General features: G+C 58.0%; 21 protein-coding genes, 1 tRNA gene and 1 pseudogene. 3 read left to right on the forward strand and 20 right to left on the reverse strand.

Annotation, left to right across the window (positions count from 1 at the left end):
• Nucleotides 1-63: 63 nt before the first annotated feature.
• Nucleotides 64-1,077 carry a DUF4349 domain-containing protein gene (locus tag PG062_RS03405; RefSeq protein WP_270751143.1) on the forward strand — a complete coding sequence of 338 codons (1,014 nt, stop codon included), beginning with the start codon at nucleotides 64-66 and terminating at the stop codon, nucleotides 1,075-1,077.
• Between the two features lie 90 nt (nucleotides 1,078-1,167).
• Here PG062_RS03405 and PG062_RS03410 read toward each other — a convergent pair whose 3' ends face one another.
• Complete coding sequence (locus PG062_RS03410) at nucleotides 1,168-2,697, reverse strand: carboxypeptidase M32 (protein ID WP_270751145.1); 1,530 nt, start codon at nucleotides 2,695-2,697, stop codon at nucleotides 1,168-1,170.
• A 176-nt stretch (nucleotides 2,698-2,873) separates the two neighbouring features.
• On the opposite strand from PG062_RS03410, the gene PG062_RS03415 reads away from it, so the two are divergent.
• Nucleotides 2,874-3,740 (forward strand): YihY/virulence factor BrkB family protein, encoded by an 867-nt coding sequence (locus PG062_RS03415; RefSeq protein WP_270751146.1) that lies wholly within the window; start codon nucleotides 2,874-2,876, stop codon nucleotides 3,738-3,740.
• Nucleotides 3,741-4,067: 327 nt separating this feature from the next.
• Here PG062_RS03415 and galE read toward each other — a convergent pair whose 3' ends face one another.
• From galE to ruvC, 15 genes are all read right to left on the reverse strand, one after another.
• Nucleotides 4,068-5,093, reverse strand: coding sequence for a UDP-glucose 4-epimerase GalE (galE, locus tag PG062_RS03420; RefSeq protein ID WP_270751149.1), 1,026 nt, complete (start codon nucleotides 5,091-5,093; stop codon nucleotides 4,068-4,070).
• A gap of 166 nt (nucleotides 5,094-5,259) precedes the next feature.
• A complete protein-coding gene (locus PG062_RS03425; protein ID WP_270751150.1) occupies nucleotides 5,260-6,129 on the reverse strand; it encodes a helix-turn-helix transcriptional regulator in 870 nt (289 codons plus the stop codon).
• 17 nt (nucleotides 6,130-6,146) lie between these two features.
• Nucleotides 6,147-7,139, reverse strand: a complete 993-nt coding sequence (locus tag PG062_RS03430; RefSeq protein WP_270751151.1) for a hypothetical protein — start codon at nucleotides 7,137-7,139, stop codon at nucleotides 6,147-6,149.
• Nucleotides 7,140-7,145: 6 nt separating this feature from the next.
• Nucleotides 7,146-9,455, reverse strand: a complete 2,310-nt coding sequence (locus PG062_RS03435; protein ID WP_270751152.1) for an ATP-dependent Clp protease ATP-binding subunit — start codon at nucleotides 9,453-9,455, stop codon at nucleotides 7,146-7,148.
• 150 nt (nucleotides 9,456-9,605) lie between these two features.
• Nucleotides 9,606-10,277: a CvpA family protein gene (locus PG062_RS03440; RefSeq protein ID WP_158538858.1), complete on the reverse strand. Its 672-nt coding sequence runs from the start codon at nucleotides 10,275-10,277 to the stop codon at nucleotides 9,606-9,608.
• Nucleotides 10,278-10,309: 32 nt separating this feature from the next.
• Nucleotides 10,310-11,659 (reverse strand): DUF5711 family protein, encoded by a 1,350-nt coding sequence (locus tag PG062_RS03445; protein ID WP_270751153.1) that lies wholly within the window; start codon nucleotides 11,657-11,659, stop codon nucleotides 10,310-10,312.
• A gap of 334 nt (nucleotides 11,660-11,993) precedes the next feature.
• Complete coding sequence (truA, locus tag PG062_RS03450; protein WP_270751155.1) at nucleotides 11,994-12,758, reverse strand: tRNA pseudouridine(38-40) synthase TruA; 765 nt, start codon at nucleotides 12,756-12,758, stop codon at nucleotides 11,994-11,996.
• Between the two features lie 151 nt (nucleotides 12,759-12,909).
• Nucleotides 12,910-13,725 (reverse strand): energy-coupling factor transporter transmembrane component T family protein, encoded by an 816-nt coding sequence (locus PG062_RS03455; RefSeq protein WP_114000079.1) that lies wholly within the window; start codon nucleotides 13,723-13,725, stop codon nucleotides 12,910-12,912.
• Nucleotides 13,725-14,645: an energy-coupling factor transporter ATPase gene (locus PG062_RS03460; protein WP_114000080.1), complete on the reverse strand. Its 921-nt coding sequence runs from the start codon at nucleotides 14,643-14,645 to the stop codon at nucleotides 13,725-13,727. The genes PG062_RS03455 and PG062_RS03460 overlap by 1 nt, the downstream gene beginning before the upstream one ends.
• Nucleotides 14,646-14,808: 163 nt before the next feature.
• Complete coding sequence (locus PG062_RS03465) at nucleotides 14,809-15,648, reverse strand: energy-coupling factor transporter ATPase (RefSeq protein ID WP_270751157.1); 840 nt, start codon at nucleotides 15,646-15,648, stop codon at nucleotides 14,809-14,811.
• 360 nt (nucleotides 15,649-16,008) lie between these two features.
• Entirely contained in the window at nucleotides 16,009-16,872 is an 864-nt protein-coding gene (locus tag PG062_RS03470; RefSeq protein ID WP_270751159.1) for a class I SAM-dependent methyltransferase, read from the reverse strand.
• Nucleotides 16,872-18,242, reverse strand: a complete 1,371-nt coding sequence (gene glmM / locus PG062_RS03475; protein WP_270751160.1) for a phosphoglucosamine mutase — start codon at nucleotides 18,240-18,242, stop codon at nucleotides 16,872-16,874. The genes PG062_RS03470 and glmM overlap by 1 nt, the downstream gene beginning before the upstream one ends.
• A gap of 145 nt (nucleotides 18,243-18,387) precedes the next feature.
• Nucleotides 18,388-19,464, reverse strand: coding sequence for a Holliday junction branch migration DNA helicase RuvB (ruvB, locus tag PG062_RS03480; protein WP_114000084.1), 1,077 nt, complete (start codon nucleotides 19,462-19,464; stop codon nucleotides 18,388-18,390).
• A 13-nt stretch (nucleotides 19,465-19,477) separates the two neighbouring features.
• Nucleotides 19,478-20,083: a Holliday junction branch migration protein RuvA gene (gene ruvA / locus PG062_RS03485; RefSeq protein WP_270751161.1), complete on the reverse strand. Its 606-nt coding sequence runs from the start codon at nucleotides 20,081-20,083 to the stop codon at nucleotides 19,478-19,480.
• A 274-nt stretch (nucleotides 20,084-20,357) separates the two neighbouring features.
• Nucleotides 20,358-20,855, reverse strand: coding sequence for a crossover junction endodeoxyribonuclease RuvC (ruvC, locus tag PG062_RS03490; RefSeq protein WP_270751163.1), 498 nt, complete (start codon nucleotides 20,853-20,855; stop codon nucleotides 20,358-20,360).
• 253 nt (nucleotides 20,856-21,108) lie between these two features.
• Here ruvC and PG062_RS03495 point away from each other — a divergent pair.
• A tRNA-Val gene (locus PG062_RS03495) sits at nucleotides 21,109-21,184 on the forward strand.
• A 267-nt stretch (nucleotides 21,185-21,451) separates the two neighbouring features.
• Here the strand turns inward: PG062_RS03495 and PG062_RS15950 are convergent.
• The 4 genes and pseudogenes from PG062_RS15950 to PG062_RS03510 all read right to left on the reverse strand — a co-directional run.
• Nucleotides 21,452-21,544, reverse strand: a pseudogene (locus PG062_RS15950) (IS200/IS605 family transposase); the annotation flags it as partial.
• 215 nt (nucleotides 21,545-21,759) lie between these two features.
• Nucleotides 21,760-22,722, reverse strand: coding sequence for an LPXTG cell wall anchor domain-containing protein (locus tag PG062_RS03500; protein WP_270751164.1), 963 nt, complete (start codon nucleotides 22,720-22,722; stop codon nucleotides 21,760-21,762).
• Between the two features lie 86 nt (nucleotides 22,723-22,808).
• On the reverse strand, nucleotides 22,809-23,678 hold the full coding sequence (locus PG062_RS03505; protein ID WP_270751165.1) for a class B sortase: 870 nt from the start codon (nucleotides 23,676-23,678) through the stop codon (nucleotides 22,809-22,811).
• Nucleotides 23,675-24,160 (reverse strand): DUF4352 domain-containing protein, encoded by a 486-nt coding sequence (locus PG062_RS03510; protein WP_114001212.1) that lies wholly within the window; start codon nucleotides 24,158-24,160, stop codon nucleotides 23,675-23,677. Before PG062_RS03510 ends, PG062_RS03505 begins: the two co-directional genes overlap by 4 nt.
• Nucleotides 24,161-24,367: the final 207 nt, after the last annotated feature.

Here is a 24,367-nt window from a genome sequence, read left to right on the forward strand (position 1 = left end):
AAAGGAAGCAGATATTGCTTTTGGCTTACCCCTTACCACACAACACAATAAGGAGCGTGCCCTATGAAACATACAACACTATCCCGCTTTGCCAGCCTTGCCGCATCCACCGCGCTGGCGCTCAGCCTTGCTGCCTGCGGTTCCACCAGCCGCAGCACCTACTCCGCCGCTGTTTCTAACGATACCGCCGCCTTTAGCAGCCAGGATGCCGGAGACTATGAATCTTACAGCGCCGAAAGCGCCGCAGCCGGGGAAAGCAGCAGTTTTTCTTCAGACGATCTGACCAGCTCGATGCTGGATCCTTCCACGGTGGAAAGCAGCCGCAAGATCGTGTATAACGCCAGCGTGCGGATGGAAACCACCGACTATGATACCACCCGCGCTGCCTTGCAGGAGGCCGTAACCGCCGCGAACGGCTACCTGGAAAGCACTGACCAGGGCGGCAGCAAGGATTCCGGCAGCCGCTATACTTATTACACCGCGCGCATCCCCGCCGAAAACTACCGCAGCTTTTTGACCGCCGCCGGGGAAGCCGGGAACGTGACCTCGCTGAACGAGAGCGCGCAGGACATTACCGCTGAGTATGTAGATGTGGAAGCCCGCCTGAAAGCCCTGAACGACCAGCGTGACCGGCTGAACGCCCTGGCCGACAAAGCTGAAACCACCGCCGACCTGCTGGAAATTGAAAGCCAGCTTTCGGATGTGCAGTATCAGCTGGAAAGCTACACCGGCCAGATGCGGCTGATGGATAACCAGGTGCGCTATTCCACCGTGGATATTTCCCTGCAGGAAGTGCGGGTACTGACCCCCACCGCCACCACCTTTGGCGAAAAGTTTGTGGAAGCCGTTACCAGCGGCTGGCGCGGCTTTGTGGATGGGGCCGAAGATCTCATCCTGGTGGTGGTTTACCTGTGGCCGGTGGTACTGATCGTGCTTGCCATCCTGCTGGTGGCACGGCCCGCCCTCAAGCGCCGCAAGGCCCGCCGGGCGGAGAAAAAGCAGGCTAAGCTCGCTGCAAAGGCTGCCGCCCAGGCGCAGCCCGCAGAGCCCGCCAAACCGGACGACACCGTAAAATAAATCGCACCTCTTCTTTCCAACTTATATCGCAAAGCGGGCGCACCGTCCTACAGTAGACGGCGCGCCCGCTTTGATTTTTACCGGCTGTGCTTACAGGCCGTACAGCTCGGTATATTTGTTTTTCAGGTAGTTGGTGTAGTGGGCGGCATCAAATGCGCCGCCGCACAGGCTTTGCACCAGCCACTGCGGTTCCTTGGCGCGGCCATGCTGCCACACGCGGCTGCGCAGAGCGTCCTTCAGCGGCTGCATGTTGCCTTCGGCCCACTGGGCGTCCAGGTCCATGGTTTTGCGCAGGTCATCCACCGCCTGTGCGCTGTAAGCACTGCCCAGCGCATAGCTGGGGAAGTAGCCCATATCGCCCATTGCCCAGTGGATATCCTGCAAACAGCCGTGGGTATCGTCCGGCACATCCACGCCAAGGTATTCCTTATACTTGGCGTTCCAGGCGGCGGGCAGGTCGGCCACGGTCAGGGTGCCCTGCATCAGGGCCTTTTCCAGCTCATACCGCACCATAATGTGCAAAGAGTAGGTCAGCTCGTCCGCCTCGGTGCGGATCAGGCTCGGCTCGGCGCGGTTGACGGCGCGGTAGATCTCTTCCTCGGTCACGCCGTTCAGCTGCTGGGGGAACAGCTCCAGCAAAGTGGGATACAAATAGTGGATGAACGCGCGGCTGCGGCCCACATAGTTTTCAAACAGGCGGCTCTGGCTTTCGTGCAGGCCGGTGGTTGCGCCGCCCGCCAGGGTGGTATAATCATACTTGGGGTCGACGTTCAGCTCATACAGGGCATGGCCGCCCTCGTGCGCCACGCTGTACAGGTTGGAGAACATATCCTGCGGCATATAATGGGTGGTAATGCGCACATCGCCGTGCCAGAAGCCGGAGGTAAAGGGGTGTTCCGTTTCGCCCAATACGCAGTGGTCCGGGTCCAGCCCCCACACTTCCATGATCTTTTTGGAAAGCTTGCGCTGCTGCTCAATGGGCCAATTCTGATACAAAAAGTCGGTGCGGATGGCGCTGCCGCGCTCTTTTATGGCAGCCAGCAGCGGCACAATGGTCTCGCGCAGGGCGGCAAAGAAAGTATCGCACTGGGCAATGGTCAGGCCGTGTTCATAGCGGTCCAGCCAGACTTCATACGGGTCGCGGTCAGGGGCAAAATAGTGGGCCTGCGCGCGCAGGGATTCCACAATTTTTTCCAGATACGGGGCAAAACTGGCAAAGTCATTGCCGCGCTTTGCCTTGCCCCATGCGGGCATGCTTTCCTGCGTCAGCTTGGTGAACGCGGCGTACTCTTCTGCCGGGATCTTGCCAATCTCGTCATAGCTGCGCTGCAACTCCCGCACTTCTGCCTTTTCCTGTTCGGTTTCGGCATCAGCGGCAGCGCGCTGCAGCAGGGCGGCGGTGTCAGCGCTGACCAGCTGGTCAAAGTAGGCGCGGCTCAGCACCTCCATGGCTTCGGCGCGGCCCGCACTGCTTTCCGGCGGGGCTACCGTCTCACTGTCATAATCGGCAACGGCCATTGCGTACTGGTAGGCATACAGTCTTTTCTCCAGCTCGCGCAGAGCTTTGATGGAATCTTTCATTGAGTTCTCCTTTCCGCCGGGGCGGCGGTTTTTATTCATGGTTTATTATAGCACACCCGGCGGCTGTTCGGCCAGTTAGCAGCACAAAGCCGAAAAGCTTTGCCCTGCGGCACATTTTCCCCCAACCGCCCATTGTCAGGCGCGGGAGCGGGCCTGTATAATAGTTATCATGTTTTTTATTTTGCCCCTGAGCGTGGGGGATTCAGGAGAACGCCATGAAAAAACAAGCCTCAACCCTGCTGCCTGCACTGCTGGACCTGTTGCGGCAGTATCTGGCGCTGGATATGGCCGTATACGCCGGACACGCCACCTTGCTGCTGCTTACGGCAGCGCTGCCGCTGCTGATGTGGGTGCTGGTCATCATCAACATGCTGCCGTTTTATTCGGTTTCGGACATTGCCGCGCTGGTTGCCCAGCTTTTGCCGGATATCCCGGCCATCCAGTCAATGGCGGTGGATGTGATTGCCAACCTGAATAATCAGTCCACCACCTTCATGGCTTCCTTTGCCGCCATCACCACGGTGATCTCCGCTTCCGGCGGGATGGCCGCGGTGCAAAAGGGCCTGCAAAAGCTGACCCCCGGTGCCCGCAAAACAATGTTTGACCGTTTGTGGGCTGTGCTGTATACCTTTTTGTTTGAGGGCCTGATGCTGGTTGCCATGGTGGTGCAAAGCTTGAGCCCAATCCTGCGCGGGCTGGCCGGGCTGCTGCCGCTGCATACCCTGGTGGGCGGGCTGCTGCAGCGGCTGCACAGCCTGCTCAGCATCAGTGCTGTGCTTTCGTTGGCGCTTTCGCTGCTGACGGTAACACTGATCTACACCTATGTGCCCGGCGGCAAGCGTCGCATACGGGATCAGCTGCCGGGGGCCGCCGCTGTGGTAGCGGTGTGGACGCTGTTTTCCAAAATATTCTCGTTTTACATCGGGCATTTCTGGAAGTTATCGTACATTTACGGTTCTTTGGCTGCAATCGTGCTGATTACGCTTTGGCTGAATGTGAACATCAATGTGCTGTTTTTGGGTGCCGGGCTGAACGCAAAGATTCGGGGGATGGGGCAGGAGAAAAAGGAACCGGATGCTTGAGATACACCCTAGGGCGCGATGCCCTCATCGCACAGGGAAGAAACGCAAATATTGGGCTGCGAACCTGCAAACCATGTGTAGGAAACGACGCTCGCATCGTCCTGCATGGCGGGCCGTAATATGCGCACACGTCGGGATGAGGGCATCCCGCCTTACGTGGCCGGGCGTACAATGTGCGCTCCCACGGGCTCCACAGGGTCAAACGCTTTTTTCTAACGCATTAAACCCATACAAACACTACCTGATACACCAACAGGGCGGCCGGGAAGTTTTCCCGGTCGCCCTGTTTTATTGCTCTCGTTTTATTGCTTTCTTTGAACCGTGAACTTATTCAGCGGTCTTATACCCATCGGGGTTGTGGCTCTGCCAGTTCCAGCTGTCGCGGCACATTTCGTCAATGCCGTACTCAGCTTCCCAGCCCAGCTCACGCTTGGCCTTGCTAGGATCGCACCAGCACTCGGCAATATCGCCGGGGCGGCGCGGGTCAATGACATAGGGCAGCTCCTTGCCGCAGGCCTTGCTGAATGCATGAATCACATCCAGCACACTGTAGCCGTGGCCGGTGCCCAGGTTGCAGATGAACAGGCCGGGCTTTTCTTCCAGCTTTTTGATGGCTGCCACATGGCCGCGGGCCAGGTCCACAACGTGGATGTAGTCGCGCACGCCGGTGCCATCGGGGGTAGGGTAATCATTGCCGTACACATGCACTTTTTCCAGCTTGCCAACGGCAACTTTGGCGATGTAGGGCACCAGGTTGTTGGGGATGCCGTTCGGATCCTCGCCGATCTTTCCGGAAGGATGTGCACCGATGGGGTTGAAGTAACGCAGCAGAGCAACGTTCAGCTCCGGGTCTGCCTTGCAGCAGTCGGTCAGGATGCGCTCGGTAAACACCTTGGTAGTGCCATACGGGTTGGTGGTTGCACCAACAGGGAAATCCTCGCGGATGGGCACGCTGGCGGGGTCGCCGTAAACCGTTGCGGAGGAGGAGAAGATGATGTTATGGCAATCGTAACGGCGCATAACATCCAGGATGTTCAGGGTGCAGTTCAGGTTGTTGGAGTAATACTCGATGGGCTTGGAAACGCTTTCGCCCACGGCCTTGTAGGCGGCAAACTGGATCACACAGTCAATGCCGGGATTTTCCGCAAAGACCTTTTCAACTGTCGCATGGTCGGTCATGTCTGCTTCCACAAACTTGAAATCCTTACCGGTGATCTCGCGCACACGCTTCAGGGCTTCGGGGCAGGAGTTGTAATAGTTATCTGCCACCACAATATCGTAACCCGCATTGAGAAGCTCCACACAGGTATGGCTGCCGATGTAACCGGCGCCGCCGCTGACCAAAATAGACATACTGATCGCTCCTTTACACAATATGGAAAGTTGTTGCCGGGATTTTGTATCTTCAACAGGGCATCCGCAGGGTTTGCTTCGTTCCCTTGTTGATTTTATTCTAACGTCTTTATCACAATATGGAAATAGATGTTTCCATGTTTGATATGTAACTTTGTTGTTACCTTTACCGTTCGCACAGATGCAGCGGGTGCGGGGCGCGGCGGTAAGCGCCGGGCGTTTGGCCGGTCAGGGCGTGGAACCGCCTGCTGAACCACGCCAGGGAGCCATACCCCAGCATACGGGCCGTTTCGCCGGGGCCGTACCCCTGGTTCAGCAGCAGCGCTGCCTGTTCGGCTTTCATGCAGGAGAAATACTCCATCGGCCCCATGCGGGTGCGGGCGCGGAACGCCTGCTGCAATGCCACGCGGGAGCAGCCATTGGCATCGCACACCTGGTCCAGCGCCAGCGGCTTTTCAATGTTCTGCGCAAAGTACAGGCGCACGCTTTCCACAAGGGCTGCCTGCTCCTGCTCGGCGCGGGCACGGGGGCTTTGTTTGCGGGTGCGTTGCCTGCGGCGGGCCAACAGGTACAGCAGCTGTGCCAGATAGATGGTTTGCAGCTCTTTGCCGCCAAACGGGATTTCCGCGCGGCGGGCGGGCATCTGGCAGGCATCCTGCACCGGCTGGAACACCTCGCGCACCGTTTCTGCCAGCTGGCGCAGACAGCTTTTTTCGGCGTTGCCGAGCCGCATGTGGCAGCTGCGGAAAGAATCCATCGCACTGCCGTCCGCGGTAAATTCCACGCGGAACACCTCCGGCGGAACTTCGCCCACTGCGCGCATGGCAAACAGCTCTGCGGGCTGGTGGAACAAAATCTGCCCGGCGCGCAGCAGCACCCGGTGGGTATCGCACAGCTCTTCCACCATACCGCTTTTTACATATACCAGCAGCCAACCCTCACAGGTGCGCTCCGGCGTTTGCTGGCCAATGCGCCATTCGGATTCCGCCGCGCTGGCAATCCCTGTTACCCGCAGCGGCCATTCATCCCCATACATGCCTTCACCTCCCCTGTTCAGGTTGCTTCATCGCTTGCGGTCCAGTTCTGGCCTGCGCCGTTGCTGAACACACCGGGCGGGTCCTGCGTTGCCGCAGGGAACTGCTCGCTCCCGGGGAAGCTGTCCACCAGTCCCAGGCGGTAGGCCGTCAGCGGGCAGAGCGTTTTTTCGATATGGTCATAGCTGATGCCGTTATCGCTGTTGTAGGTGTAATACATAATAGCATCCGGCCAGGTGTTCAGCACATACTGCGCCAGCGGCTGGGTCACAAACGTATCCCGGCTGCCGACGTAAAGGTCTGCCGCACCAAACAGATGCAGGATCTCGTGGGCATACACGGTGGGGCTGTTGTAGGTTTTCTCCCCCGCATAGGAATCATAGAGGTAAAGACAGCTGAATTCATTCAGGTAATTACCGCCATCCTCCAGATAATGCAGAATGGAGTAGGAAGCCCCCTCCACCGGCAGAAAGATCAGGTAGCCAATGCTTGCCGTGCCGTATTGCTGCTGGATGAATTCCACATCCACCTGTGCGGTCAGGGTGTCCACATCGTCATAGAACGTTGTGCCGGTGGTGGTATCTTCCGTCAGACCGGCTTTGTAGGCGGCAAAGGTGCTCAGATTGTTTTCGCCGGTATCGTAATAGATTTTCGGCTGGGCGTTATAGGTCTGCGCCTGCTGGGTGATCCAGTCCACCGCCACGGCAAGGTTCTGCCGCGTCTGGGCCAGGGCTTCCTCGGTCCAGGGGTTGGCGTCGTCCTGCAGATAAATGCTGTACAGCACGCTGGGCCATGCCAGCAGCCCGCAGCTGCCGTACACCTGCTGTAAATCTTGCTGTTGGGCAGGGGTCTGGGTGGGGGTTGGGCTGGGGGCCACGGTGGGCTGGGGGCTGGTTTCGATATGGGGGATCGTTGCCTGTGCGGGTGCGGCAGGCTGTGCCGCGCACCCGGCCAGCAGGCAGAGCCCCATGGCAAGGGCGGCAAGGTGGAGCAATACGCGCGGCTTTTTCATTCGCGCTTACTCCGGCAGCACCAGCTGCGGCTTGCCGTCAGCATCCGCTGCCAGGGTCACGGTCTGACCACCGGTCAGGCGGCCCGCCACAATGGCTTCGGCCACGGGGTCCTCCAGCGTTTTGCGGATGGTCTTGCGCAGTTCACGCGCACCAAAACGGGTGGATGTTTCGTTCACGATGGCTGCCAGTGCCTGCGGGGTATATTCCAGCTTCAGGCCGCGGGCTTCCAGGCCGGGCTTGTACTCGTCCAGCATCAGGGCAGCGATCTTTTCCAGGTCAGTCTGTTCCAGCGGGCGGAAGGTGATCACTTCATCCACACGGCCCAGGAACTCCGGCCGCAGGAACTCCTGCAGCGCTTTCATGCTCTTTTCGCGGCTGACCTGCTCTTCGGTGCGGCCAAAGCCAGTCAGGGCGGTGCGGTCCGAAGAACCGGCGTTGGAGGTCATGCAGATCACAGTATTGGAAAAATCCACCGTGCGGCCCTGGGCATCGTTGATCTTGCCCTCGTCCAGGATCTGCAGCAGGATGTTCATCACATCGGGGTGGGCCTTTTCGATTTCATCAAACAGGACCACGCTGTAAGGATGGCGGCGCACTTTTTCGGTCAGCTGGCCGGCTTCATCATAACCCACATAGCCCGGAGGGGAACCGATCAGGCGGGACACCGCGTACTTTTCCATATACTCACTCATGTCAATGGAGATCAGCGGGTCCACGGTATCAAACAGCTGATTGGCCAGCTGCTTGACCAGCTCGGTTTTGCCCACGCCGGTGGGGCCGACAAAGATAAAGCTTGCCGGGCGGTGGCGGCCAGACAGGTCTGCCCGCGCACGCTTAACGGCCAGCGCTACGCTGTGCACAGCTTCGTCCTGGCCGATGATATGCTCTTTCAGGGCATCTTCCAGCCCCATCAGGCGGCCATACTCGGTTTCCTTGATTTTAACCGCCGGAATGCCGGTCCACAGCTCCACAACCTGGGCCACATCGTCCGCCGTTACCTGGATATCGGCCACGCGCAGCTCCAGCGCGGGCAGCTTTTGGCGCAGCTGGGCCAGCTCGGTCTTGGTTTTGGCCAGTTCCTCGTAATCAATAGCGGCATCGCCTTGCTTTTCGGGGTCGGGGTTTTCCAAGTCATGCTCTTTGGTTTCCAGCTCTGCCACCTGCTTTTGCAGGTTCAGGAACTCGGTAATTTCAGGGTGGCGCAGGTTGCAGCAGGCGCAGGATTCATCCAGCAGGTCAATGGCCTTATCCGGCAGGTAGCGGTCGGTGATATACCGTTCCGACAGGTGTACCACATCCGCCACGATGGAATCGGGCACACGCACACAGTGGTACTTTTCGTAATAACCTTTTACGCCGCGGATAACCGCAATGGCATCATTGATGGAGGGTTCTTCCACCTTGACGGGCTGGAAGCGGCGCTCCAGCGCAGAATCTTTTTCAATAAACTTGCGGTACTCGGCAAAGGTCGTTGCGCCGATAACCTGGATCTGCCCGCGGGACAGGGCCGGTTTCATGATGTTGGCGGCGTTCATGGCGCCGTCCGAATCCCCGGCGCCGACAATGTTGTGGATCTCGTCAATGAACAAGATCACATTGCCGGCGGCCTTGATTTCAGAAAGCAGGCCCTTGACGCGCTGTTCAAACTGGCCGCGGAACTGGGTGCCTGCCACAAGGGCCGTCAGGTCCAGCAGGTAGATCTCTTTATCCTGTAAGCGGGCGGGCACTTTACCTTCGGCAATGCGCTGGGCAATGCCCTCGGCAATGGCGGTTTTGCCAACGCCGGCTTCACCGATCAGGCAGGGGTTGTTTTTCTGGCGGCGGCACAGAATCTGCACCGTGCGGTATACCTCACGGTCACGGCCAATGATGGCATCCAGCTTGCCGTCCTTGGCTTTCTGGGTCAGGTTTTCGCAGTAGGTGTCCAGGTATTTGCGCTGGCCGCGGCCACGCTGTTTTTTGGACTTTTCGCCCTTCTCCTCAGCCTTGGGGGTTCCGCCAAAGCCAAAGGGGAACACCGGCGAACCGCCGGGCACAAAATCATCCCCGGTATCGTCGGGGTTCTGCATATCGCCGTCCATCATGGGCATCATGGCGCCGCTTTCCTGCGCTTGCTGCATCAGGTCGGCCATGTGCTCTTCCATGCTGGCCAGCTGGTCATCGGTCATATTAAACCGCTTCATCAAATCATCCACAGGCTGAATATGCAGCTCCCGCGCGCAGGTCAGGCAGTAGCCTTCCTGCACCGGTTTGCCGTTTTCCAGCCGCTGCACAAACACAACCGCCTGTCTTTTTTTACAGCGGGTACATAACATATGGTTCACCTCTCTATGGGGTATTCGATTGGATCGGGAATGCCGAAACGCGCACACAACATGCGTTTTCAGAACTTTTCCCATGTACTATTATCCCCCACCCCACTGATATTTGCAAGAGGGGCGGGGGGAATGTTCAGATATTGTTAATCAATAGCGGGTCAAAAACGGGTTCAGGTTTGCCAAAAGTCCATAGATCACGCTTCGGTTCAGGGTAGCTGTGGTCAAAAATTCCAGCTTGCCGCCGGTCAGGTTTGCCGCCACCCACAGCAGAATGGACCAGATCCAGCAGTTCAGCAAACCACTGACAAAGCCGAACGCAAAGCCCAAAATGCGATTCAGTCCACCGATGAGCGGGATGGCGTTGATGCCGCGCAGCACCCGCCCCAGCATCCGGCAGAGCACCCGCACCACGATCCAGACCGACAAAAACACAACGGCCTGAATAACCGGCAGAAACAGCGGTTCCAGCGCATTGACCACCTGCGGCACCGCATTGCTGGACGCCGCACTGACGGTATCGATCAGCTTTTGCTGGATCGACTGCGGCAGAAAGGTCAGCGCATGGATTGCCTGGGCCAGATCTCCGCCGGTCTTTTCCAGCGTGTCAGCCACAACATCGGTAACGTGGCTGGCAACATATTTATCATAAATGCCGCCGGCCCAAACGCGGGTGCCGTAAGTGCCGCCGATAATACCCGCCACGGAGCCGATAAGGCTCACCAGTCCGGAGGCAAAACCGCGGCGGCGGCCGGCTTCGGCCGCGCCCAGCACCAGCAAAAGAAAAATCACATCATAAACAATGCCAATATACTGTGTCATAACTCTACCATACTTTCCCATGCCGCACAGCATCATTCGTGCGGCGCATTCAGAACCTCTACCGTGCCGGAAATAAATACCAGTGTTTCGCGGGCGTTGATGACCGCCTGCGGTGCCGCACCATAATCCCGGCTCCAATTATGGGTGCCGTCATAGCCATAGCTTTCCACGCCGGACGCTGTCAGCAGATAGACCGCCGTTGCGGTACTGCTGACGCTTTTGGCCTGCCCGGCGGCAACGCTCGCCAGCTGGTTGAGCGAATCATCCAGCGTGACCAGGGTATCGCCGCCGCGCACCGCCAGCAGCAGCGCCGTGCTGCGCCCGCCGATGGACACGCTTTGCAGGGTGGCCCCGCCATAATCATAGCGGGCACTCTCGGTGCCATCGCTCACGTTGATGATGGCGGCATAGGTATCAAAAACAGCCAGCACGCGGCTGCTGCTGATCCATTTCAGCTTCAGGATCACGCTGCCGGTATCCGCCACATAAAACGGCCCGGCAGTATCCGAATTGGTGTTCATCATGCGCACGGTCGTGCGCAGCTGGCCGTCCCTCGCGGCCACCGTTGCCGCGGCAAAGCGGTGGTTATCCGTGGCAAAAGACAATGCAATGGGGGTGCCGTCGGTGCTGGTCAGCTTCCAGGTAAAGGGGTCCCCGCTGAAAGAAGCATCGTACACCATCACTTCCGCCGCATAGCGGTCAGACTCCGTCACCACGGCCAGGGTGCCGTTCTGCGCCATTTCGCACAGCATAATGGCGTTATTAAAGCTTTTGGCGTACAGCTGGCGGGTGCGGCTCTGCACCGTCAGCTCCTTGCCTGCGCGGTTATACAGCACAAAGCGGGTATTGCCCACGGCCAGCGCCGGGCGGGCATAGCCGGGCTGGATGGTGCGGATCTTTGCGCCGTAAGCGGAATAGACCGCCACATCCTCATTATCCATCTCCACAAAACCGCCCGCCAGGGGTTCCACCTGGGTCGGCGTGCGGATGCCGGTGTTGGCGGGCCAACCCGCCCCGGCGCGGTTGAGATACAGCGAGATAGAATCCGTCATATCCCCCAGCATGGCAATGGATGTACCCAGCAGGCCGCTGCCCACCGCCATAATGGCGGCAATAATCAGCACCACCAGAACAACGGCAATGCGCCTGCGGCGCTGGCGGCGGCGCAGAATAGGGCTGATGGGCCGCAGCGTTGCCGCCGGTGCCGCAGCTGCGCCTTGCTCTTTGGGCGGCAGGGTGCTGGGTGCGCTGCGCTCTGGCGCTGGGCGTTCCCGTTCCGGCTGCTGTTTGGAGGCAGGCGGCGGGGTTGGCGGGGCTTCGCCCCGTTCCCGCGCCAACATACGGCGGCGGCGTTCCAGCCGCTCTTTTTCTTCACGGTTCAAGGGCTTCGCCTCCTTCCCGTCTTGTTGTGTTACTCATTTAGGGCAATACCGCACAATTCCCGCCTAACGGCTCAAGCACCGCTCCGGCGGCTGCGGCACGGCATCTGCGTTGCCAAAATGCTCGATAATGTCGGGTTGCGGTACCCGCATCGTGCTTCGGGGGCAAAAGCCCCTCGCACTCTGCGACCGCTGCCCCTGCTTCGGTTCGCTGTTTCCGCCACTGGCGGCACTCACCTTTGCAGCATCCAGTATTATCTGCGCTTTTGGCTTAGCAGCTGCCGCACCTCGCTCGCCGTATCGGCACTTAGAATTATGCGGTATTGCCTTAGTTGTTTCAGTCGTTCGGGCGCTCTAAATCCGGGTACTGCACATCCCACAAAAACAGCCCCCTGGCGGGCAGCGTGGGGCCGGCCTGGCCGCGGTTCCTGCTTTGCAGCAGAGCGGGCACAGCGGCCGGATTCATTTTGCCAAGGCCCGCCTGCAGCACCGTACCGGCCAGAATGCGCACCATGTTGTACAGGTAGCCGTCCGCTGTTACGGACAGGGTATACAGCTCGCCATCCTGCTGCACGGTGCAGGCGGTAATGGTGCGCACCGTATCGCCGTGGGCTGCGGCTGAAGAACCCGAAGCGCACAGCGCCAAAAAGTCATGCCTGCCAACAAAATAGGCAGCCGCCGCCTGCATGGCGGCAAGGTCCAGCGGGCCGTTGACCCGGTGGCAGGTCTCATAATCAAAGGGATCATCCACCGCGCTGCACCGCAGGCGGTAGTGGTAGGTTTTGGCGTGGGCGGCATAGCGGGCATGGAAATCATCCGGCACCTGCTGCGCTGCCAGTGCCCGCACATCCATGGGCAGGCGGGCGTTCAACGCCAGCGGGATGCACTGCACCGGGATGCGGCCATCATAATGGAAGTTCAGGGCAAACCGCCGGGCATGCACCCCGGCATCGGTGCGGGAACAGCCCTTTACATCGGGCCGGGTGCCAAACACGCTCTGCATAGCATCCTGCACCACCGCACACACCGTAACCCCATTGGGCTGCACCTGAAACCCCGAATAATTTGTGCCCTTGTAGGCAAGCCAGAGGAGAATATTCATGGGACACCTTTTGAGTTAGGAGGTAGGAGTGAGGAGTTTTTGGTGTGCGCTGGCGCGCACATTTTGAATATCAGCTTTTCCCCTATTCCAAAATTGCGGCGCAAACCGCACCTTCAATTCCTAACTCCTACTTCCTAACTCCTACCTAATTTCAAATTCCCGCCATGAGCCAGCGGGTGGAGAGGATGACGGCGAGGCAGAGGGTGAGAACAACGGCGCATTTTACGTCCAGCGCGCCGAACTTGAGCACCTTCAGGCGGGTGCGGCCCTCGCCGCCGTGGTAGCAGCGGCATTCCATGGCCATGGCAAGCTCGTCCGCACGGCGGAACGCGCTGATGAACAGGGGGATCAGCACCGGCACCAATGCCTTGATGCGGTCCATGAACTTGCCGTTATCCAGCATTGCGCCGCGGGCTTTCTGGGCGTTCATGATCTTTTCGGTCTCATCGATCAGCAGCGGGATAAACCGCAGGGCGATCGTCATCATCATGGCAAGCTCATGCACCGGCAGGTGCAGCTTGGCAAAGGGTTTCAGCAGCGCTTCAATGGCATCCGTCAGCACAATGGGGCTGGTGGTGTAGGTCAACAGGCTGGTGCCGGCGATCAATGCCACAATGCGCACCGCCATCAGCACCGCATAGCTCACCCCCTCGCGGTAGATGTGGATAAAGCCAAAGTGTACCAGCGGTTCGCCCTCACCAGTGATGAAGAACAGGTTGAGTACCGCGGTGAACAGCACAATGGGAACGATCGGCTTTAAGCTCTTGACGATCAGCTTGATAGGAATCTGCGCCACTTTGTACAGCAGAGCCAGCAGCGCCAGCGAAAGCGCAATGCCCAGCGGGTTGGACGCCATAAACAGCACAATGATGTAGGCAATGGTGGCAATAATTTTCAAGCGCGGGTCGCAGCGGTGCACCACCGAGTTGCCGGGGAAGTGCTGGCCAATGGTAATATCACGCAGCATCAGTCAGCGCCCCCTTCCTGTACGGTTTTGTGGTTCTGCGGCAGCGGAACGGCTTTGTCCGGGTGTTTGGCGTTCCAGGCTTTCAGCACGGTTTTGACCGCATAGGGCACGGTGTACACATCCGTGTCGATCTCCATGCCCATTGCTTTCAGCATCAAAAACACCTGGGTGACCTGCGGAACGGAAAGCCCCAGTTCCAGCAGCTCCGGTGCGCGGGCAAAGACCTTTTCCACCGTGTCATACATGGCCACTTTCGCCTTGCTCATCACCAGCACGCGGTTGGCATAGCGGGCAATATCTTCCATCGAGTGGCTGACCAGAATGACCGTGATGCCGGTCTGCTCGTGGTAGTTGCGGATCTGGCTCAGGATGGTATCGCGGCCTTCGGGGTCAAGGCCTGCTGCGGGTTCGTCCAGCACCAGGATCTTGGGCTCCATGGCCATAACGCCCGCAATGGCAACGCGGCGCTTTTGCCCGCCGGAAAGTTCAAACGGGCTTTTTTGCAGCAGCGCTTCATCCAGGCCAACAAACTCTGCCGCGCGCTTGACGCGGCGGGTGATCTCTTCTTCATCCAAGCCCATGTTGCGCGGGCCATAGGCGATATCCTTCCAGCAGGTTTCTTCAAACAGCTGGTATTCCGGGTACTGCATGACCAGCCCCACAAGGAAGCGGAAATCCCGCAGGTTTTCGCCCTCCGCCCACATATCGCGGCCATCAATAATGATCTTGCCGCTGGTGGGGCGGTTCAGGCCGTTGAAATGGGCGATCAGCGTGGATTTGCCGGACCCGGTCGAGCCCATCACACCGACAAAATCACCTTTTTCAATCGAGAAGCTCACATCATCCAGCGCTGCGGTTTCGTCCGGCATGCCGGCGTTATACACATAGCGCAGATGTTCCACTTTAATGATCTCTGACACGTTACATTCCTTCCCGCACGGTACCGCCCCGGTCCCTCTTTTGCCGGGTGCAGTCTGTGCCTTTTCTGGTTGGGGAAAATTGGTTGTTTGGGTTTTCTCGCAGAAGCGGCGGGGGCGGGTGCCCCCGCCCTACAAGGGTGTTGCCGCCCAAAAGCACGGCATTTTATTTCAGCAGGTCAAAAATGGCCTTGGCGCATTCTTCGGGGGTAATGATGTTTTCCGGCATAGGCAGGCCGGCGGCGGCCAGTTCATCCCGCAGCTCGGTGGCCTGGGGCACATCCAGGTGGTAGCCATGCAGCCGCTTGGTCTGGCTGAACACCTGTTTGGGGGTGCCCTCCATCACAATGCGTCCGCGGCTCATGACCAATATGCGGTCGGCCTGGGCGGCTTCCTCCATATAGTGGGTAATGGACACAATGGAAATGCCTGCATCCCGCAGGTTGCGGATGGTTTTCATTACCTGGGCGCGGCCGCGGGGGTCCAGCATGGCAGTGGATTCATCCAGAATCAGGCAGTCCGGCCGCATGGCAATCACGCCCGCGATGGCAACGCGCTGCTTTTGACCGCCGGAAAGCTTGTGCGGCGCTTTATTGCGCTGTTCATAGATCCCCGCCAGCTTCATGGCGTCATCCACGCGGGTGCGCATTTCCCCGGTGGGCACGCCAAGGTTTTCCAGCGCAAAGGCAACGTCCTCTTCCACCACGGTGGCAACGATCTGGTTGTCCGGGTTCTGGAACACCATGCCCACTTTCTGGCGAATGTCGTACAGCTTTTCATCGGTACGGGTGTCCATATCCTCCACCAGCACGGTGCCGCTTTCCGGCAGCAGAATGGCGTTAAAATGCTTGGCCAGGGTCGATTTGCCGCAGCCGTTGGCACCCAGCACAGCCACAAACTCGCCGCGGTGTACTTCCATCGACACCCCGTCCACAGCAAAGTTCGGCTGCTCCGTATCATACCGGAACCGCACATCCTGCGCCTGTAAAATATCGTTTTCTTTCATGTGGTATCCCCTATTCTGAATAATAGTGTGATCCAAAATTTTTAGTTAGGAGGTAAGAGTGAGGAGTTGAAAGGAGCTAAGGCAATACCGCATCATTCTAAGTGCCGATACGGCGAGCGAGGTGCGGCAGCTACTAAGCCAAAAGCGCAGATAATACTTTGTGTATTATCGAGCATTTTGGCAACGCAGATGCCGTGCCGCAGCCGCCGGAGCGGTGCTTAAGCCGTTAGGCGGGAATTGTGCGGTGTTGCCCTAAAGTTAATCCTGCAAGGTTAGCGGGCGCACAATGTGCGCCCCTACGGAGCATTGCAATTTTAATTGCTCATTCCTAATTCCTAATTAACTCCTAACTCCTAACTCTCATTCTTCCCACACTGCGGTAGCGCCGCAGGGCACTACGCCGCCGGTGGCGGTTACGGGCAGGCCGATCTCATCGCAGCTGGTGTGGCCGCCCACCTTGGGGCAGAGGGTGGTTTTGAGCACATACTCCATAACCGCCGGGCTCAGGCCCTCGGTGTAGGAGTTGATGGCAAAGAACAGCGGCTTATCGCTGAGCACCTGTTCTGTCAGGGTGATGAGGTCATAGACGTTATCTTCCAGCTTCCAGATCTCACCGTTGGGGCCGCGGCCATAGCTGGGCGGGTCCATGATGACGGCGTCATAGCGGCTGCCGCGGCGGATCTCGCGCTGCACAAACTTGGCACAGTCATCCACGATCCAGCGGCAGGAGCGGTCAGCCAGGCTGCTGGCCTGGGCGTTCTCCCGCGCCCAGGCTACCATGCCTTTGGAAGCATCCACATGGGTCACGCTGGCACCGGCGGCCAGGCAGGCCAGTGTTGCGCCGCCGGTGTAGCCGAACAGGTTGAGCACCTTGACGGGACGGTCGGCAGCCTTGATCTTTTCCTGGTACCAGGCCCAGTTCACAGCCTGCTCCGGGAAGACGCCGGTATGCTTAAAGCCAGTGGGGCTGACGATCAGCGTCAGGTCCTGCCATTTGATGTTCCACTTCTGGGGCAGCTTTTTGTGGTAGTCCCACTGGCCGCCGCCCTTGGCGGAACGGTAATAGATGGCGTCTGCCCTGGCCCACAGGGGGCTGACTTCCTCGTTTTTCCAGATGATCTGCGGGTCGGGGCGGATGAGCAGCGTTTTGCCCCAGCGTTCCAGGCGGTTATGATTCGTTGCGTCGATCAGCTCGTAATCGACCCAGGTATCGGCGGGGCGCATCAGCACACCCCCGGAATACGCTGGCGGATCATATCGGCAATGCGCTCTGCGCTGGACTGGATGGCTTCCATATCCTCGCCTTCCACCATCACGCGGATCTTGGGCTCGGTGCCGGAAACACGCACCAGCACGCGGCCCATGCCCATCAGGTTCTGCTGCTGGCTCTCAATAAAGCCGGCAATGTATTCATCTTCTTTATAAGCCTGCTTCTGCTCCTTGTCGGCAGTCAGGTTGATGAGCACCTGCGGGAACTTGGTGTAAACGGCGTTCAGCTCGCTCATCTTGGTACCCTCTTCGCGGTGCTTGCGGGCCAGCAGCTTCAGCAGCTTGCCTGCGGTCAACTCACCGTCGCCGGTGGTGGAGTGGTGCAGGAAAATAACATGGCCGCTCTGCTCGCCGCCGATGGCATAACCGCGGGCGCGCATCTCTTCCAGCACGTAGCGGTCGCCTACAGCGGTGCGGGCGGTGTCAATGCCAATGGACTGCATATACTTCATAAAGCCCAGGTTGGACATAACCGTCACCACGGCGGTATTTCCGTCCAGGCGGCCGCGGTCTTTCATATCCTTGGCAACCAGCGCAATGATCTTGTCGCCGTCGATCTCTGCGCCCTTTTCATCGCAGGCCAGGCAGCGGTCTGCATCGCCGTCAAAGGCAATGCCGCAGTCAAAGCCGCCTTCCACGACCTTCTTTTCCAGCCGGTCCAGGTGGGTGGAGCCGCAGCCATCGTTGACGGAAACGCCGTCATCCAGCGTGCCGGTAAAGCTGCACTGGCAGCCCAGGCGGGGGAACAGTTTCTGCGCCACCTTGGCAGAAGCACCATTGGCGCAGTCAAACAGCACATTCAGGCCGGAAAGATCTGCATCAATGTGCTGCTCCAGAGCATCCACATAGTCATCCACAGCGGTATCCAGGCGGTGAACGCGGCCGATCTCGGCACCATCACAGATCTTGATATCCTCGCAGTTTTTGAAGATATGAGCCTCAATGCGGTTTTCTACTTCATCGGGCAGCTTGTAGCCATCGCCCTTGAAAATCTTGATGCCGTTGAACTCCATCGGGTTGTGGGACGCGGAGATCACAATACCGGCGTCTGCGCCGTATTTGCGCACCAGATAGGCCACGCCGGGGGTGGGGATCACACCCAGCAGGTCAACGTCTGCGCCAACGCTGCACAAACCGGCAGCCAGGGTGCATTCCAGCATATCGCCGGAAACACGGGTATCTTTGCCAATCAGAATACGGGGACGGTGGCCGTCCAGACTGGTCAGCTCTGCGGCAGTTGCGCGGCCGATCTGCAGGGCCAATTCACAAGTCAGGTCTTTGCCCGCCACACCGCGGACACCATCGGTACCAAACAATTTACCCATATCGTCAAGTCCTTTCCATCTATCAAAGTCAACACATTGAACTATCAATGAATAAAGAATAATTTTGGTGGACCGCGGTGCTGCGCACCGCTCAAAATAAGGCCTGCGGCCCTGCCCTGCCAAAAAGCTCCTAACTCCTACCTGTTTAATACATTCTCTGCTGCCCATCCACCTCGTCGGCGTCTTCGGCGCGCAGGTGTTTGGGAACGGGCATGTTCAGATGCTCATAGGCCAGGCGGGTCACGCAGCGGCCGCGGGGGGTGCGGGTCAGCATCCCCATCTGCATCAGGTAGGGTTCGCACACATCTTCCAGTGTTACACTTTCCTCACCAAGGTTGGCCGCCAGGGTATCCAGGCCCACCGGACCGCCGCCGTACAGCTCAATGATGGCACGCAGCACGCTGCGATCCAGTTCATCCAGGCCCAGCTCGTCAATATCCATCTGGCGGCGGGCTGCCACAGCAGTGGGGCCGTCGATTGCCCCATCGCCCTCCACGGTGGCAAAGTCACGCACGCGCTTGAGCAGGCGGTTTGCAATACGCGGGGTGCCGCGGGCGCATTTGGCCAGCTCCAGCGCACCGGGGCGGTCGATGGGGATATTCAAAATGCCCGCGCTGCGCATGATGATGGTAGCCAGTTCATCCGGGCTGTAGGGTTCCAGCTTGAGCAGAATGCCAAAGCGGTCACGCAGAGGCCCGGTCAGCTGGCCCGCGCGGGTGGTTGCGCCCACCAGGGTGAACCGCGGCAGGTTGATGCGGATGCTTTGGGCGCTGGGGCCCTTGCCGATCATAATATCCAGCGCGTAATCCTCCAGTGCGGGGTACAGCACTTCTTCTACCTGGCGGGAAAGGCGATGGATCTCATCAATGAACAGGATATCACCCTCCTGCAAATTGGTCAGCAGAGCGGCAAGATCGCCGGGCTTTTCGATGGCCGGGCCGGAGGTAATGCGGATCTGCACGCCCATCTCCTGCGCCACAATGCCGGCCAACGTTGTCTTGCCAAGGCCCGGCGGGCCGTACAGCAGAATATGGTCCATCGGTTCCCCGCGCTGCTGGGCGGCGCGCAGGTAAATGCGCAGATTGTTTTTGGCCTTTTCCTGACCGATATAATCATCCAGCGTTTTGGGGCGCAGGCTGACTTCCTCGGCGGCATCGGCCGGGGCGGCGTCCGGGCTGACCAGGCGGCTGGGATCCACCGTATATTCCGTATTTTGGCTCATTCAGGTCACTCCTTTACGCACGCGAAAGCCCGCGCAGTGCAATTTTGATAATATCCTGCACCGGCAGGGTTTCGTCAATGCGGGCCACAGCCGCAGCAGCATCCGAGGTATTGTACCCCAGCGCCACCAGCGCGGCCACAGCCTGGGCGGGTGCGCTGGACGGAGCAGGCGCTGCTGTGGCGGCCCCGCCGCCAAAGCCAGTGCCGTCCGCCAGGCCCTTGCCCACTTTGTCTTTCAGTTCCAGAGCAATACGCTGGGCCAGCTTGGGGCCAACGCCGTTCGCCTTGGTAAACGCCTTGTGGTCCCCGCTGGACGCCGCCAGTGCCACGCGCTCCGGCGTCATGATGGACAAAATGGCCAGCCCGGCCTTGGGGCCAACGCCGCTCACGCTGGTCAGCATCTTGAAGCAGCTGCGCTGCTCCTCGGTGGCAAAACCGTACAGCGAAACATCGTTTTCGGTCACGTTCATCACAGTATACACCGTGCCTTCCCGCCCGGAGGCGGGCAGGCTTTCGGCTGTGGTCAGGGGCACCTGCACCGCATAGCCCACACCAGCGCAGCTGATGACCACGGTATCCAGTGTTTTCTTTAAGATTTTTCCGGTCAGCGAATAAATCATCGTTCGTTCCTATTTCTTATCCAAGATATATCTAAGGCAATACCGCATAATTCTAAGTGCCGATACGGCGAGCGAGGTGCGGCAGCTGCTAAGCCAAAAGCGCAGATAATACTTTGTGTATTATCGAGCATTTTGGCAACGCAGATGCCGTGCCGCAGCCGCCGGAGCGGTGCTTAAGCCGTCAGGCGGGAATTGTGCGGTGTTGCCCTGAAATGTGCTCTTACACCATTATGATTCTATGTTGCCGTGCGCCGGGTTATTTGCCCTGCGACCCTTATCTTGGGGCGGTGCCCATCAGGCGGCTGCGGGAGCAGTGACAGTGCGCTACGGCCATGGCCAGGGCGTCCGCTGTATCGTCCGGCTTGGGGATGGTTTGCAGGTGCAGCATGATGCGGGTCATTTCCTGGATCTGCTTTTTTACCGCCTTGCCATACCCGGTCACAGCCTGCTTGACCTGCATGGGGGTGTACTCATAAATTGGTACGCCGCACTGCGCGGCAGCCAGCAAAATTACCCCGCGGGCTTCCGCCACACCGATGACGGTCGTCTGGTTATGCTGGTAGTACAGCTTTTCAATGGAGAGTGCTTCCGGCTGATAGCGGGTACAGATATCCTTGATGCCGTCATAAATTTCAATCAGGCGCTGTTCAAACGGCGTGTCCTTATCGGTACACACTGCGCCGTAAGCGATGGGCGCAAAACGGTTGCCTGCATATTCCACAACGCCCCAGCCCACGATCGCATAGCCGGGGTCGATGCCCAAGACCCGCATAGTATCCCCTTTCCCTGTGTTTGAATCTATTCAGGAAACGCCGCACCGGCAAAAGGGTGCACTATCCCCATTTAACTGTATCAGTATACCACAAAGCCGTGTATGCGGCAAGGAAAAGCCCTTCCGCATTTGCAAATTTCTTTTGCGATGGTGCGTTCTATTTCATGTGTTTTCTGAATTTTTTCATTTTTTTCGAAAAAAGGGCTTGCTTTTTCTGCTTGGATTTGGTATAGTATACAAGTCGCAAGGACATGCGCGGTTAGCTCAGCTGGTAGAGCATCTGCTTGACGTGCAGGAGGTCACAGGTTCGAGTCCTGTACCGCGCACCATAGAAAACACCGTAGATTCGTTAAAATCTACGGTGTTTTCTTTTGTTAGTACACACTTTAGTACACATTTGCCTATTTTCTTTGCAAGTCGTGCACCAAATCCCTATACACGTCCGGTTTTGTTTCTTTTAGCGCATCCATAAATTCATCTAGCACGCGCCAAACATGCCCAGCGTCAGCCTTAATTACAGTTTCCAAAAACTCACTCATTTTGTAGCCTTTCTAGTTTTCTCATCACGCCGTTGTACACTTTCGGATTTGCAACATCACCATTCTCCGATATTTCGGTGCAAACACTACATGGTATTGACATCTCCATGTCGTATGGCTTAAACTATCTACGTCTTTGTTATTTTTCATTTCAAAGATAAACCTCTCTGTTCCTAGAATGTGGTTGGCAAACCCACACTCTATTCTACGGGGAGGTTTCTCTTTGTCTAGGGCTAAAGCCGTTTTTATTCCACCAGCTTAGCTGGTGGTTGTCGCTCGCTCAAGCTACCCAACCACAAAAACAGCCTTCGGCGTTTGCCGAAGGCTGTTTTTAAATAATTCAAAGCTCTATCACTTTACACTTATCAGTTCAGCTTCTTGCGGTTGATGAACAGGTAAGCGGCAGCGCCGCCCAGTGCGGCAACCAGAACGATGGCCAGACCTGCAACAGAGTTGCTGTTGGTGCTGGAAACGCCGGTCTGCGGGATGATCTTGCTGGAGTTATCAGCGGGGGTGTTGGACTTGGTAACATCCGGGGTGTTGGTCGGAGTATTGTCCGGGGTATTGGTTTCCTCAGTCGGGGTGTTTGCCGGAGTATTGGTCGGAGTGGTCTCCGGGATAACCGGGGTGGTCGGGGTCACGACCGGGGTGGTCGGAGTAGGCTCGACCGGAGTGGTCGGAGTAGGCTCGACCGGAGTGGTCGGGGTAGGCTCGACCGGAGTGGTCGGGGTAGGTTCAACCGGAGTGGTCGGGGTAGGCTCAACCGGAGTGGTCGGGGTAGGCTCAACCGGAGTGGTCGGGGTAGGCTCGACCGGAGTGGTCGGAGTAGGCTCAACCGGCTTCGGAGCTTCCATAAAGATGGGGTACAGGTAGATACCGCCTACCAGGCTGCCAACCGGGAATGCACCAAGGCCGCTGGTGCCCAGTTCAGTAGCATCGGCGCCCAGGACAAAGTGCTCTTTGCCCCAAACGTCCCAGCCCTTGAACTCCCAGCCCTCGTTTGCGATAACGGTGGGCAGAGTGATCGGAGTCTCCTCAAACTCGGCACGATTCAGATAAGTCAGGGCAACATTGTCGGGATCGCTCTCGAAATGGCCCTTGGTGGTGTCCATAAAAATGGTAACATCCACCACGCGCACACAGGAAGCACTGTCTTCGCTTGCAGCTTCGTCAGCGGTGTTGTCCTGTGCGGCCTCCTCCACTACTGCGGGTGCAGCAGCTTCCTCGGTGGTCTCGGTTTCTGCATACGCCGATACAGGCAGACAAACTGCCAAGGCAACAGCCGTAACCAGCGTAAGCAGACGCGAAAACCTGCTCGTCTTTTGCATAATTTTTACTCCCTTTCCAAAATTATATCCCAAACGCAAAGGTACGGATTGCTGTTGCCTTTGTGCCCAGAATTCAAATAAAAATTTTACGCCCCAGCCGGCCAGCGGGCTGGAAGCAGCGGGTCCGGATTGACGGTAACTTCATCCGCCGTCAGCGTTTCCCCGTCCCGCAGCGGGCGTGCCATAATCAGCAGGCGGGCATCCGACATTTCATAGGTACAGGTACACAATGTCAAAAGCCGTTCGTCTGCGCGGGCATAATCGCCCGTGGTATAAAACGCGCGCTTGGCCACTTCATCCAGGTATTCCTGCTCTGCCGCATCATCGGCAAAGTTCACATACTGGTTAAAGTGGAACACATCGCCATCGCTTTCGCGCGTGGTAATTGCATAAACTGCCACGATCTTGTAGTACTGGCCACCGTTCAGGCTGTCCAGCTCAATGACCGGGTGTTCCTGATAATATTCCGGCTCGCGGTAATTTTGCAGGCTGGAAAACCGCACCGTATCCCCCACGCCCATGTTGTGGCCGTACAGGATCAAATGGCGGCTTTGCTGGATATCGCACTCATAATCCAGGTATGGCAGGCCCAGGTCATCCCAGTTGCCATCCAGGTCGTGCTTTAAGTAGTAGCTGTTGTCCCCTTCTCTTTGCATCACCGGCAGGTCAACATCGGTATCGTCGATCTTGATCCAGCCAATCACTTCGGGGTTACGCTCCAGTAGTGCGGTAAAATCCCGCGGTTCCGGGGTAACGGCGGGCTGCACGGTGGGGGCCGCGGTAACCTGCGGCTCCGGCGTCTGCTCTGGTTCTGCAGTCTGCATCACCGGCGGGCTCTCGCTTTCCATCTTGCGCTGCTGCAGCCAGTTGGGCAGCTGCAGTGCCGCCATAGCAATCAACGCCGCCGCCATACCGGAGCAAAACACCCCTGCAAGAATGCGCGACTGCTGGCTCACAGCGCTGCCTCCACAAAGTAGGCATCGCCTTTGCTGCCATCGGTCTTGTATTCCTGATACGCAATGGTGCAGCTGGTGCTGCCATCGGGGATTTCAGCCATCAGCCAGTCGCTGCGCTCCTGGCCGGGGGTCAGCTCATAAGCATACGGCATCATGGTATCATCCACTGCGTTCAGGCAGGTGCCGTAATCGCTGTCGCCCTCGCCCCACTGGATTTGGAAATCCTGCAGGAACATCGTGTAGGTCTGGCTGCTGGTGTTCTTGATGTTCAGGCGCATGCGCACCAGGCATTCGCCATCCGGGATATCAATACCGGGGTAGCTTTCCACCAGGCTGACATCCGTAATGGAGAAGTCAAACAGTGCCGTGCTGACCGTTTCGCCTGCCGTATTGTTATGTGCGTTTGTTTTACCGCAAGCGGTCAGCAGCAATGCCATACCCAGCACAGCTGCAAGGCCCGGCGCTGCCAAAGTCCGTCTCATGCTATGTTCTCCTACTTTTCCGTGTTGCCATTGCACAAGTATTTAACATCTGTTCAACGTTAAAAATACAGGGCAATGTACAGCTATCATATTATCACGCCGCGCTTGTTTTGTCAATCAAAAAAGCACGGTCTTCTGCAGTCTGTTTTGTCATTTTTGTTGTTGAGCTGATGTTGTGTAGGGGTAGTATAACTGCGCGGCGGCATG

Origin of the sequence: Gemmiger qucibialis, assembly GCF_027689445.1 — a bacterium.
Taxonomy (GTDB): Bacteria; Bacillota; Clostridia; order Oscillospirales; family Ruminococcaceae; genus Gemmiger; species Gemmiger qucibialis.